Raw genomic sequence first — 12,096 nt, 5'->3', positions numbered from 1 at the left:
GTAGTTTTCCTAACAAACGTCCGCGAGAATCGATATGACTCTCGCGGACCGCCCCACTCCTGAGGACGTCGCTTGTCGCATCTCATTCAACACGTATGCCAATTGCTCTATGACTCGCAGTTCGGCACATACATCCGCGAATCGGATTATGCGTTCTCCGTTATTGAGTCAGTCCACGTGCTTGCCATCACGCTGCTCGTCGGTTCCATCGCATTGCTCGATCTGCGCATGCTCGGCGTTGTGCTGCGTGGCGTATCCGTAACCCGGATCGCACACACGGTCTTTCCACTCACTTGGTCAGGCTTCGCGATCATGTTTGTTTCAGGGTTTCTGCTGTTCTGGGCTGAAGCTGCAAAGAACTACGGCAACCCCGCATTTCGCGTCAAGCTGGTACTACTTGCGCTGGTGGGATTAAACCCACTTATCTTTCACACCACCATCTATCGCCGCGTACATGAGTGGGAGCTACTTGAGTTATCCCCGTGGCGTGCACGTGCTGCGGCCATCGCGTCTCTGTCCTTGTGGAGCGGCATCATCGTTGCCGGCCGCATGATTGCTTATTTCTAAAGGAGAGCCAGATGCTTTCGTGGTTTGTCGCACTATCGCACTCATGGCTCGGCCAGTACATGCAGCAATCGCGCTGGGGCTTTGCCGTAGTAGAAGCAGTTCACCTGCTTGGATTAGCCGTATTGGGTGGTGTCGTCCTCGTAATCGATCTACGCCTGCTTGGACTGATTCTCAAAACAGAATCGGCACGCAACATCGCACGTGGGTTAAGCCGCACGCTGTTCACCAGCCTCGGAGTGATGATCGTGACAGGCATCGCACTTACCTCAGAAGAAGCGCTCAAGTGCTATCACAGCCCCGCATTTCGCTGGAAGATGTTGCTGCTCGCCGCAGCATTGCTGTTCTATTTCACGTTTCATCGCGCGGCACTTCTGCGCACCGATAAGCACCAGGCAAATCTATGGTCGCGTTTGGCCGGTGCGGTATCGCTCACATTGTGGTTTGGTGTTGGCGTTGCTGGCCGTGCCATCGGTCTGCTCTAAACGTTCCATTTGAAGAAAAGAGACTGCATGAAATCTCAATGGTCTACGTTACGTTACTTGTCGGTAGGCAGCCTTCTCTGCGGCGCCACTCTGGCGCTTGCAGGTATCGCGCAGAACTCAAAGAGCACGCCAGCCAAACTTGTTCCGACCAGCATCCAGCAAACAATGGATCTGCTCATCGATCCTGCAGCCGACTCCCTCTGGGAATCTGTTGGCACGGAAGAGACAGCCCACGGAACGCGTGAGAAGCAACCACGCACAGCAGCAGAGTGGCAGAAGGTTGCAGGACACGCGCAGTCACTCGTATCGGGTGCAAAGCGTCTGCAAACACCAGGCCTGCCCGTAGGTGCAAACGCGCACAGCAAACTCGCCGACGCCGACACACCCGGCACACGCACCGCTGCACAGATCAGGGAAGACATTGATGCGGACCCCGCCAAATTCCGTGCTGCAGCAGTCCGCTTAGAAGAGGCAGCGAACCACGCGCTGACCGCAAGCCGGACACACAACACAGCAGAAATCCTCACAGCAGGCGCCGAACTCGACACTGCATGTGAAGCCTGCCACGCAGCCTACTGGTATCCACGAACCCCACCACGGCACCTACCCTCACCGGCGGAGTTTGCCACGCAATCGCAACATCACTAAACGAACCTCACGCGAAACGAACCTCACGCGAAACGAAGCTCACACGAACGAACCTCACGCGAACGAAGCTCACACGAACGAACCTCTCGTCGCTTAGATTCCCAGCGAAACTCCTAGCTCAAAGACCGTAATATTCAGCGAAGCTCATACGGCCAAAGGCCGTCATTCTGAGCAAAGCGAAGAATCCCGACACACTTCACCGCGCCAAAGCCGCCGATCCCTTCCAGCCACAAACCAAACCAGCTTCGTAAAAGCGAAGCTCCAACGATCCAAAGACCGTTACCCAGCAAAGCTCAAACAGTCGAAGACTATTCAGTGAAGCTCATAGGTCAAAGACCATCCAGAGAAGCTCCCACGGTCGAAGACATTCAGCGAAGCTCCTACGGTCGCAGACCGTCATCCTGAACGAAGCGAAGCGGAGCTGAAAGACCTGCATTCCTTCACACCCGCTACAAACGCACCAGAAAACCCAAAACGCATCGGCAACCACAAAACCGGGTGCCCCAGGTTCGCGAAGCTAACCTGGGCAGAGCGGCAAAAGCCGCTCTCCATCGCTCCAAAGGAGCGATCCAACGCGCAAAGCACGTCTTCTTTCGGAAGGGCAGGGCTTCAGCCTTGCCGTAAGAATCCTCAATCAAGAAAACCGCGCGGCCAAAAAAACAAACAGGAGCATGAAGCAAACCCCGCGCGCCCACAAAAGACCATGGCTGGCACCACGCCGAAGGCGTCAAGAACGGTACGAAGTACCTGTCAAGCCCCCAAACCACCCAACCCCAACAAATCAAACCCAAATAAAGTTGGCAGGTTATTTCTAGCGAATCACTAAAATAGAACTAGAGCACAAAGGGGCCGCGCAAAGCGCGGCCCTAACCCTTTTAGAAAGACGATTTTGCCCCTAACCCCAACAGGCAGAGGATTTTACTGACACCAAAACCCTAACCCCAATCAAAAGAAGATTTTAGAAAACAAAGGAAGGGCATACCCTCATGCCCCTGCAATCGTCATCCCTTCAACCCGGAAGCATGGAGAAGCTGAAGCACCGCGAAAAATCAGGTCGTTTCCGACGGCAACAATGTTGCGATACATGTCCTTCAGATTGCCTGCAATGGTGATCTCTTCCACCGCTCCGGTAAACTCACCGTTCTCAATCCACAAACCGGCAGCGCCCTGCGAATAGTCGCCTGTCACCAGGTTCACACCACTGCCCAGAACCTCGGTGACATAAAGCCCGTTCTGCACCTCGGCAATGATCTCTCGCGGCGTCTGCGTTCCGGCTTGCAGATAGAAGTTGCCCGCACCAATGCCCGGCGCTCCAGCCAACCCGCGCGAAGCATTGCCCGTACTCTTCACGCCCAGTTTGCGCGCGGTGTACGTGTTCGTCACATACGTCTGCAACACACCTTTATCCACGATCACCTTACGCTGCATCGGCAAGCCATCACCATCGAACGGCAGCGTGCCAAACCCGCCCAGCATCGGCTCCAGCATCATCGTGCCATCATCCACAACAGTCACCAGCGGACTGGCAATCTGCTCACCCAGCTTGTCCTCGAACATCGACGCATGACGATAAATCGCATCGCCATTCACCGCGTTGAAGATGTCGCCAATGATGCCGCGTGCAATCTCCCGCGAGAACACCACCGAGGCCTTCTGCGTCTTCACCCGTCGCGCACCAAGCCGACGCACCGCACGCTTCGCCGCCTCTTGTCCAACCGCTTCGGGCGACTCCAGCTTCGTCAGCGTCCGCGCGCCGCTGCTCCATCCATCGCGCTGCATCCCGGAAGCATCCTGCGCAATGGCCGTAACGCCAATGCTGCAATAGCTCTTGCGATACTCACCGGCAAACCCGCGCGAGTTGGCCATCGCCTTGTACGAAGTAGATGCCGAGAACGTGCCGCCGTCACTGTTCTGGATACGCACATCCGCCGCCATCGCTGCAGCCTCCGCCGCGCGCGCCAGTTCAATACGTTCCGCAGCAGCCAGCTTGTACACATCCTCGAAGTAGATGTGCAGACCATCCGCATTGCGCACAGTCGCGTACTCACTCGCATCTGGCAGTCCCGCAAACGGGTCCTCCTCGGTGATGCGGGCCAACTCCACCGCACCGCTTACCAACCGCTTGAGACTCTCCTCACTCAGGTCGTTGGTAGAGGTGCTCGCCGTACGCAGGCCATGAAACACCCGCAACCCAATCGCCCGCGAGGTCGACTCCGTAAGCGTCTCCACCTGCCCCAGCCGCACCTTGGTGGAGAATTCATCCCCCTCCACCACCACGGCCTCAGCATCCGTAGCCCCAGCGTGTAATGCCCGATCTACGATCTCCTGCACCAGAGCCAGCTTCACCTGCTTCGTCGTCGCCATGCTTAGTTCCCCGTCCCGCCGACCGTCATCTTGTCCAGCTTCACCGTCGGCATACCAACGCCCACAGGCACACCCTGCCCACGCTTGCCGCAGGTACCAATGCCCTCATCCAGCGCCAGGTCATGGCCCACCATGCTCACATGCTTCAGCGCCGTAGCACCATCGCCGATCAGCATCGCGCCCTTCACCGGAGCGGTCACCTTGCCGTCCTCGATGAGGTAGGCTTCGCTGGCGGCGAATACGAACTTGCCATTGGTAATGTCCACCGAACCGCCGGAGAAGTTCACCGCATACAGCCCGCGCTTCACACTCCGCAGGATGTCCGTGGGATCATCCTCACCTGCCAGCATGTAGGTGTTGGTCATACGCGGCATCGGTACGCACGCATAGCTCTCGCGCCGCCCGCTGCCCGTCGACTGCAACCCCAGCACCTTCGCCGACAGCTTATCGCTCATGTACTGCCGCAGGATGCCCTTCTCGATCAGGACATTGTTGCGCGTGGGTGTGCCTTCGTCATCCACGTTCAGTGACCCGCGACGATTGGCAATCGTGCCGTTGTCCACCACGGTGACCTTATCCGTAGCAACACGTTCACCCATCAGCCCGGCAAAGGCCGACTGTTTCTTCCGGTTGAAGTCCGCTTCCAGACCGTGCCCCACAGCCTCATGGATCAGGACACCCGGCCATCCCGGCCCCAGCACCACTTCCATCTCGCCCGCCGGCGCGGCCACCGCATCCAGCTGCAGGATGGCCTGACGTGCGGCTTGATGCGCATAGTGCTCCGGTGTGCGCTCCGTAGTGTAGTAGTCCAGCCTGACACGGCCCCCACCTCCGCCAGACCCGCGCGTGGTGACCCCATCCGCCCCCTTCGCAATCACAAAAACACTAAACCGGCTCAAAGGCTGCGTATCTGCAGCCCATGTTCCGTCACTTGCGGCGATGAAGATATGGCGAACCTCATCGTTGAATCCCGCACGAACCTGCGTGATGCGCGAGTCATACGCACGCGCCGCTTTGTCGGCACGCTGCACTAATGCCAGCTTCTCGCGTATCTCCGCATCCAGCCCAATCACCGGATACAGATCATGCACCTGCGTCTCTACAAACGGCACAACCTGTTGCTTCGCCGGTCCGCTGGCAATCAGAGCAGCCGTCTTCGCCGCGTGGATCAGCCGCTCTTCCTCCAGCGAATCCGTATAGCTGTAACCCGTGCGCTCGCCGCTGAGCACGCGCACGCCACAACCCATACTGTGGCCCTGACTCGCCGACTTCACAATCCCCTCATCAATCCCAATAGAGGACGACGTAACGGACTCGAAGTACAGCTCGGCGAAGTCGCCACCAGCACTCAGCGCAGCGGCAAGACAGCGCGCCACAAGTGCATGGTCGACACCGAAGCGTGCCTGGAAATAGTTAGGAGAAGTCGATGCGGACGGCGTGGCGGCCAGGCTACTCATTCTGTCTTGATTCTACGCCTCTGTGTGCTAGGTTCATGAGGATGACAACCGATAACCAAACGCAGCCATCCAGCGATCCACGCTATCCCGTGGGTCGATTCCACAAGCCTTCGGTCGTCGACACGGTTGCTATCAACAACGGCCGCAAGACACTGGAAGAACTACCCCAGCAGCTTCGCAACGCAGTCGCAAACCTGAATGATGCACAACTTGCCACACCGTATCGTGAAGGCGGATGGACGTTGCGGCAGACAGTGCATCACATAGCCGATTCGCACATGAATGCCTACATCCGAATGAAGCTCGCACTGACGGAAGACGCTCCCGTGATCAGGACATACGAGGAAGCCCTCTGGGCTGAGTTACAGGACGGCAAGAACGCGCCGGTGGAATGGTCCCTACAACTTATTGAGGCACTGCACGCGCGCTGGGTAATGATGCTGCGTTCCCTGAATGACGAGCAATGGCAACGCACCTTTGTGCATCCGGAACATGGCCCGCTTACCCTGCAAACTGCCGTACTGATGTACGACTGGCACAGTCGACATCACCTGGCACACATCACTTCGCTGCGACACGCCAAAGGCTGGTAAGCATTGGCATCTTCACGCACAGTGGAAGATCAGTCGCCGGAAGTGGTTGCGCGTGCGCTGGAAGACTTCCTTGCCGATCACGCCGCGGCACTCGTGCTGGAAGAAGGGCACATGATCTTCGACATGCGCTCCGCACGCTATTCCATCCAGCAGGATCGCGGGCGCTGCACACTTCATCTGTGGAGTGAAGAACGCAACATGGTGCGACGCATCACCGGCACCGCATTGCGCAAAGACTCGTTGCGACTGGCCAGCCTGCGCTTTGGTCAAAAAAAACCACAGACATTGGAGTTCGTGTCGAGGCCCGATCGTCGCACACCGACGGAACGCGACACCACGCGGCGACAGTACGTTGCGCGATTGGAGCGCGTGCTCCAACGTCAGTTCCCTGATTGGAAGTGCAATGCCTTTCGCTCTGCCATGGACCTGGAGAAATCCTTCGGCCCTGCGTATGCGCGCGGCACACTCACGCGCGGACAAGATGCGTGGGCTGTTGTCGGCGTGAACGCTGAAGAATCGCAAAGCACTATCGACGGCATTCTGACTGTTGGCATTTTGTGGCTGCAGCACTGTCGCGATCACGCAGGTGGCAAGCGGTTGTTTCGCGGCCTGCGTGTTGTCGCACCAAAAGGAACGGTACTTACCACGCTGTCGCGCATGGGGTGGCTGCGCCGCGACGCCGCGCAGTGGGAGTTATACGAGCTGGACGAAGGCACAGAAGCGCTGGAAGAATGTGATCTTGCCGATACAGGCAACCTGACAACACGCCTGATTCATGCTGCCGACCAGCAGCGCATGACGGAGCGCTTCGCCTCTGCAATTGAGCAGGCGCTCTCACTTGTACCGGAAAACATGCGCAATCGTGTTGAGCTGCGACCACGCTCTTCCACAGAGATGGCATTGCTGTTGCATGGCCTGGAGTTTGCGCGGATTCGCCATGGTGCATCCGCAAACTCGTTTGACCGCACAACAGAGATCACCTTTGGCAGCGGCGCGCAGGAGACACCGCTGGAGCCAGACACAGAGCCGATGTTGCGAGAGTTTGTACAGCGGCTCTTTGAGCGACGTCATGCCGAAGGATCGCAGAAGGATCCGTTGTATCGTATGGCGCCGGAAGCATGGCTTGAGTCTTCTCTGCGTGCCAATATCGGACCGTTGACTGACGGCCAGAGCAGCCTGTCGCAGTTTGATCCGGAATATGTCTACGCGCAGGTTCCCGCATTTCAGGCGGGCGATCGAGGCATGCTGGACCTGCTCACAGTCACACGCGATGGTCGTCTTGCCGTGCTGGAACTCAAGGCGAATGAAGACATGCATTTTGCCTTGCAGGGACTGGACTACTGGCTGCGCGTGCGCTGGCATCACACGCAAACCATTGATGCTTCTTCAGGACTCGGCGCGTTACAGCAGCATGGCTACTTCCCGACACTACGTCTGAGTGCGCTGCCACCACGGTTGTATCTGGTTGCACCATCGCTGCGCATTCATCCGGTAACAGAGACAGTTCTGCGTTATCTCAAACCAGAAGTGGAATGGACCGTACTGGGCCTGAATGAGAAGTGGCGCGAAGGCGTGAAAGTGATCACACGCCTCCGCGCCACTTCTTTCGGACGTTGAGTTATCGGCTGGTTACAGGCCGCCACAGATCAATCTCCGGTGTGTCCACGGCGTATTGATCAATCTGCTTCAGTTCTTCTTCACTGAAGATAAGGTTGTTCAAGGAATTCAGCGAATCGTCCAATTGCGCGACGTTGCGAGCACCAATGAGCGACGACGTAACGCGAGGATCACGCAACGTCCATGCAATGGCCATCTGCGCCAACGACTGCCCGCGCTTTTCCGCGATCGCATTCAAGGCGCGCACGCGATCCAGTGTCTCCGGCTTCAATAGATCTCTGCTGAAGCTGCTGTCGCCACCACTTGCGCGTGTGTTTTGGGTCGTATCGCCCTTCAGATACTTGCTTGTCAGCAAGCCCTGTGCCAGCGGCGAAAACGCAATGCACCCCACACCAAGCTCGCCAAGCGTGTCCAATAGCCCCTGCTCCAGAAAGCGATTCAGCATGGAGTACGAAGGCTGATGAATCAGCAAACGGATGCCTTCCTTCGCCAACAATTCATAAGCGATCTTCGTGCGTTCCGGCGCGTACGACGAGATGCCCACATAGAGTGCCTTACCCTGGCGGACGATCTGTGCGAGAGCACTTACCGTTTCTTCAATCGGCGTATCAAAGTCGGGCCGGTGCGTGTAGAAGATATCGACATACTCCAGCCCCATGCGCTTCAGTGATTGATCCAACGAAGCGACGAGATACTTCTTCGATCCACCAATGCCATAAGGCCCAGGCCACATGTCCCAACCGGCCTTGGACGAGATGATGAGTTCGTCACGATGCGCCGCGAAGTCCGTACGCAGCACCTTGCCGAAGTTTTCTTCTGCGGAACCATATGGAGGACCATAGTTATTCGCAAGGTCAAAGTGCGTTACACCGCGATCGAATGCGCGTCGCAACATGGCTCGGCCTGTCTCAAAGACATCGTCACCACCAAAGTTCTGCCATAGCCCCAACGTAATCAGAGGCAATTGAATACCGCTCTTACCGCAGCGACGAAACTGCGCGTTGCTGTAGCGGTCAGGGTTGGCGATGTACGACTGCGGGAATGCCATGCACTTACTCTCCACGGATAAAAGCTATCGCAAAGTATACGTGGCTGGCATTACGCTCTTCCCGCACCGCGCAAAGTATAGGCAAGTGCTTCCAGCGTTCTCTCAGGAGGTACATCCGTCGGCACAGCAACGTCCATCTTCCTGCACAGCGCATCCAGAAGACGCGACCCAAGCTGCGCCCGTGCTTCCATAGGAAGCGAGATGGCACGCGCAAGAAAGCTATCGATCAGGTGCAGGTCGTTGTACGTAAGCCGCGCAACACGATCTGCAGGAATCTCAGACAACACTGGAAGCGGAGTTGCAGGAACTTCAAAAAGATTGGAAGTAAAACTGCGGCTTACAGGCGCAGACAAGTATCCACCGTACTCGTCTATGCGTTCATGCACCACGATGGTGCCGGCCACCAGATCACCCAGACGCTTATTCTGCTTTGTCACAAGAATGGAAATAACCCCTGTGAGATAGGCTCCGGGCAAAGAATCGATCACGCGAAGCAGGTTGCGTGCCAGCGCCTCAAAGAACGTAATCTGTCTTCCACTGTCTTTGATCACACGTATCTTCAGCACACGCTTACCCGGCGTCTGTCCGTTGCGAAATGCTTCGAAGAGCGCGTAATAACCCCAGATAAGGGTGAAGTACCCAAGGATGAGCAAAGCCGTGAACCATTTCGCCGCAGTGTTGGACATGTTATCCAGCCTGTGCGTACCGATGGCGCTAAATACGATGGCCGCAACAAGAATCAGCAACAGCGTAACCGCCGTCTGGATCGCAACATCAAGGGCGGTCGCGAGAAATCTGCTTCCCAGGCCAGCCAGCGGAAAGTACAGCGCAACCTGTTCCGGCGTGTCGATTGCATGATCGTCAAAAGTGGCGGGTGGTTGGGAAAACGTGCTCACAGAGGCAGACTCTCCAGTTAGCATTCACTATATGGTCTCCAACGGCTGGATTGCGGCGCGACGTGAAGATTGGGATCGACTCCATGCGCTGACCACAGCTGTGGAGGCAAAGGGATTGAAGTCCCTCACGGCAGACGAACTGCGCGACTTCGGCCTGCTCTATCGGCGCGCGACGGCTGATCTTTCCGCCGTACGTAGCGATCGGACTGCGCAATCGCTGGGGGAATTTCTAAACCGTCTTGTCAGCCGCGCTCATAATCACGTCTATAGTGGGCAGCGTACCAGCGTACTCAGCCTCTGGCGTTTTCTCAGCGCGGATTTCCCCATACTGGTGCGGCGTCTGTGGCCCTATATTGCCGCCTCCGTTACGCTGTGCCTTCTGGGTGCGCTGCTTGGCTCTCTGGAAACGATTGCTCGGCCACATTTCATGCGCGCCGTCCTGGGGCCGGAGATGGTGGCCACCATTGAGCGTCATGAGATGTGGACAGAAAGCGTATTGAGCGCCAAGCCACAGGAATCCAGCGCCATCATGACGAATAACATCGCCGTCACGTTCTATGTGTTTGCAGGTGGCATTCTCGCAGGTATCCCCACCGTGCTGATGTTGTTCTGGAATGGCATGAGTGTCGGCATTATTTCGACTGCCTGCGCACAGCACGGCATGGCATTGGACTTGTGGAGCTTTGTCGCGGCGCATGGCGCATTGGAACTTCCCAGCATCTTCATTGCCGGGGGCGCTGGTTTGCGCATTGCCACAGGGCTGTTATTCCCCGGGACGCTGACACGCCGTACCTCACTTGCGCGTGCGGGCAATGAAGCTGTACGACTGCTTGCAGGAACCATCCCCATGCTGTTCGTCGCAGGGATCCTGGAAGCCTTTCTTGATCCCACGCATGTATCGAAAGGAGTGAAGTTTTCGGTATGCGCGCTGTTGCTGGCGGGACTCTTCTTCTGGTTGAGCGAAGGCGGACGCAACCGAATGTCTGCTGCTAAAGCTGTCCCTGCGATTTAACTTCCAGGTACTTTGAAATGCTGTCACTGGCAACGTTTGCCGCGCTGGTTTCCACCACCAGAACACCTTGCGAACGCAGTTGAGCCAACAGGGTTCTTCTGCGGTCCAACATCTCCTGCGCCGCCGTAATGGCATACATTTCGTGCGCGTTCTTCGGAGAGGAAACGGCAAGAGCCTCCAGCTCCGGTTGCTGCAGCAGGACAAGAACAACCAGATGACGCCGCACCAACGCGCTGACGGCTGTCACAATCTCTGGTCGGCCCGCGGTTTCCGTCATCTCAGTAACCCAAAGGACAAGCCCGCGCCGCCGCTGTAACTGCCGCAAACGCACGGAAGCCATCAGGTGATCTGCCTCTGCCGTCTCTGACCGAACCTGGGACAATGCATCGATCATGCGTCGCAGATGCAGCGTTCCCGATGATGGCAGTAGTTGCTGCTGCACACCGCGACCATACGTCAACAGCGCACTCCGGTCGCCCGATTGTTGAATGACACGCGCGAGTTGACCCGCAGCAGCAGTAGCCTGATCCAACTGCGTGACGATCTGCGTTGCGTGCTCTTCCCCGTTTGCTGTGGATGTTTTTCCCAGTGCGAATGTGGTTCGCGACAATCTCCCCGCGTCCAGCACAATCCATACCTGCTGCGAACGTTCCGTGGTGAATTGCTGTGTGATCAGGCGATTGTGCCGCGCTGTTGCCTTCCATGAAATGTTGCGCAGCTCATCACCGGTGCGATACTCCCGCAACTGTTCAAATTCGCGTCCCAGGCCAATGCGGCGCAACCTTCGCTTCTCCAACTCAATCTGCCGCGCACGCAACAGAAATAACTCCGCAGACTCATTCGCCTTTTCTCCTGCTGCATAGACGCGAATGGTTTGACGAAGATCCGCGACTGCCCATCGCTCGGCAAATCCAATCGCGCTGCGATAACGGAAGTACAACTTGCCCAGTGCCAGATCGCCACGCTGTGATGGGGTTGCCAGGTATTTCACCGTTGATGATTCGGTTGGATAACTAACCATTGCTCCAATGGGCTGCGAAAGCAACAAGGATACATGCAGATCATCCGTGAAGCGCAGCGTATGGATTCCGCTGGCAGACTTTGCTGCCTGCAATTCGATGGCAGCCGGTGCGCCCAGTTCCGGAGCATGAAGGAACCTTCGCGATATCTGAAATCGTTCGGGTGCTGGCAGCAAGATGGCATCCACGATAAATGTTCCAAGCAGTAACGTATCGAAGCCAAACATCAACCATGGCGTGCGACTGGCAAGAAAAGCCGGAATACTGAGAAGCACCGACGCAGCCAGCAAAAGCAATAAGCGTGGCGTGGCACCAAATCCCAACAGCCTGCCGAAACGCTCCCCCTTGGGGTGCGCCACAGCAGTAACCGGCAATGGAATAAGTGTCTGCATG

Annotated in this window: 11 protein-coding genes; 6 read left to right on the top strand and 5 right to left on the bottom strand. The window is 57.0% G+C overall.

The genetic code is table 11. The features are described from left to right. Positions 1-72 precede the first annotated feature (72 nt). Genes AB6729_RS15600 through AB6729_RS15590 form a run of 3 tightly spaced genes read left to right on the top strand, consistent with a single transcriptional unit; the run spans position 73 to position 1,697 of the window. On the top strand, positions 73-567 hold the full coding sequence (locus AB6729_RS15600; protein ID WP_371082553.1) for a DUF6644 family protein: 495 nt from the start codon (positions 73-75) through the stop codon (positions 565-567). 11 nt (positions 568-578) lie between these two features. Continuing rightward, positions 579-1,049, top strand: coding sequence for a DUF6644 family protein (locus AB6729_RS15595; RefSeq protein WP_371082552.1), 471 nt, complete (start codon positions 579-581; stop codon positions 1,047-1,049). A 27-nt stretch (positions 1,050-1,076) separates the two neighbouring features. After that, entirely contained in the window at positions 1,077-1,697 is a 621-nt protein-coding gene (locus AB6729_RS15590; RefSeq protein WP_371082551.1) for a hypothetical protein, read from the top strand. Positions 1,698-2,681: 984 nt separating this feature from the next. Here the strand turns inward: AB6729_RS15590 and AB6729_RS15585 are convergent. Beyond that, positions 2,682-4,061, bottom strand: a complete 1,380-nt coding sequence (locus tag AB6729_RS15585; protein WP_371082550.1) for a TldD/PmbA family protein — start codon at positions 4,059-4,061, stop codon at positions 2,682-2,684. Positions 4,062-4,063: 2 nt separating this feature from the next. Continuing rightward, the gene (gene tldD, locus AB6729_RS15580; protein WP_371082549.1) at positions 4,064-5,518 is read right to left on the bottom strand and encodes a metalloprotease TldD; all 1,455 of its coding nucleotides are present in this window, start codon (positions 5,516-5,518) and stop codon (positions 4,064-4,066) included. Between the two features lie 41 nt (positions 5,519-5,559). Between tldD and AB6729_RS15575 the strand changes: the two genes are divergently transcribed. Beyond that, a complete protein-coding gene (locus AB6729_RS15575; RefSeq protein WP_371082548.1) occupies positions 5,560-6,111 on the top strand; it encodes a YfiT family bacillithiol transferase in 552 nt (183 codons plus the stop codon). Positions 6,112-6,114: 3 nt separating this feature from the next. Then, positions 6,115-7,728, top strand: coding sequence for a hypothetical protein (locus AB6729_RS15570; RefSeq protein ID WP_371082547.1), 1,614 nt, complete (start codon positions 6,115-6,117; stop codon positions 7,726-7,728). Between the two features lies 1 nt (position 7,729). Here AB6729_RS15570 and mgrA read toward each other — a convergent pair whose 3' ends face one another. Both mgrA and AB6729_RS15560 read right to left on the bottom strand, forming a co-directional pair. After that, the gene (mgrA, locus tag AB6729_RS15565; protein WP_371082546.1) at positions 7,730-8,776 is read right to left on the bottom strand and encodes an L-glyceraldehyde 3-phosphate reductase; all 1,047 of its coding nucleotides are present in this window, start codon (positions 8,774-8,776) and stop codon (positions 7,730-7,732) included. A 50-nt stretch (positions 8,777-8,826) separates the two neighbouring features. After that, a complete protein-coding gene (locus tag AB6729_RS15560) occupies positions 8,827-9,672 on the bottom strand; it encodes an RDD family protein (RefSeq protein ID WP_371082545.1) in 846 nt (281 codons plus the stop codon). Here AB6729_RS15560 and AB6729_RS15555 point away from each other — a divergent pair. Beyond that, the gene (locus AB6729_RS15555) at positions 9,665-10,684 is read left to right on the top strand and encodes a stage II sporulation protein M (protein WP_371082544.1); all 1,020 of its coding nucleotides are present in this window, start codon (positions 9,665-9,667) and stop codon (positions 10,682-10,684) included. The genes AB6729_RS15560 and AB6729_RS15555 overlap by 8 nt on opposite strands. Here AB6729_RS15555 and AB6729_RS15550 read toward each other — a convergent pair. Beyond that, entirely contained in the window at positions 10,662-12,095 is a 1,434-nt protein-coding gene (locus AB6729_RS15550; protein WP_371082543.1) for a DUF58 domain-containing protein, read from the bottom strand. The two genes, AB6729_RS15555 and AB6729_RS15550, sit on opposite strands and share 23 nt — an antisense overlap. Position 12,096 lies beyond the last annotated feature (1 nt).

Origin of the sequence: Terriglobus sp. RCC_193 (assembly GCF_041355105.1) — a bacterium.
Lineage (GTDB): Bacteria > Acidobacteriota > Terriglobia > Terriglobales > Acidobacteriaceae > Terriglobus.
Note: the sequence above shows the minus strand (reverse complement) of the source record. Positions and strands in the feature narration are given on the sequence as shown.

Bases quoted from the DNA above. Each gene is read 5' to 3' on its own strand.
- AB6729_RS15595 (WP_371082552.1), top strand. From the start codon at position 579: ATGCTTTCGTGGTTTGTCGCACTATCGCACTCATGGCTCGGCCAGTAC.
- AB6729_RS15590 (WP_371082551.1), top strand. From the start codon at position 1,077: ATGAAATCTCAATGGTCTACGTTACGTTACTTGTCGGTAGGCAGCCTT.
- AB6729_RS15585 (WP_371082550.1), bottom strand. From the start codon at position 4,061: ATGGCGACGACGAAGCAGGTGAAGCTGGCTCTGGTGCAGGAGATCGTA.
- tldD (WP_371082549.1), bottom strand. From the start codon at position 5,518: ATGAGTAGCCTGGCCGCCACGCCGTCCGCATCGACTTCTCCTAACTAT.
- AB6729_RS15575 (WP_371082548.1), top strand. From the start codon at position 5,560: ATGACAACCGATAACCAAACGCAGCCATCCAGCGATCCACGCTATCCC.
- mgrA (WP_371082546.1), bottom strand. From the start codon at position 8,776: ATGGCATTCCCGCAGTCGTACATCGCCAACCCTGACCGCTACAGCAAC.
- AB6729_RS15550 (WP_371082543.1), bottom strand. From the start codon at position 12,095: ATGCAGACACTTATTCCATTGCCGGTTACTGCTGTGGCGCACCCCAAG.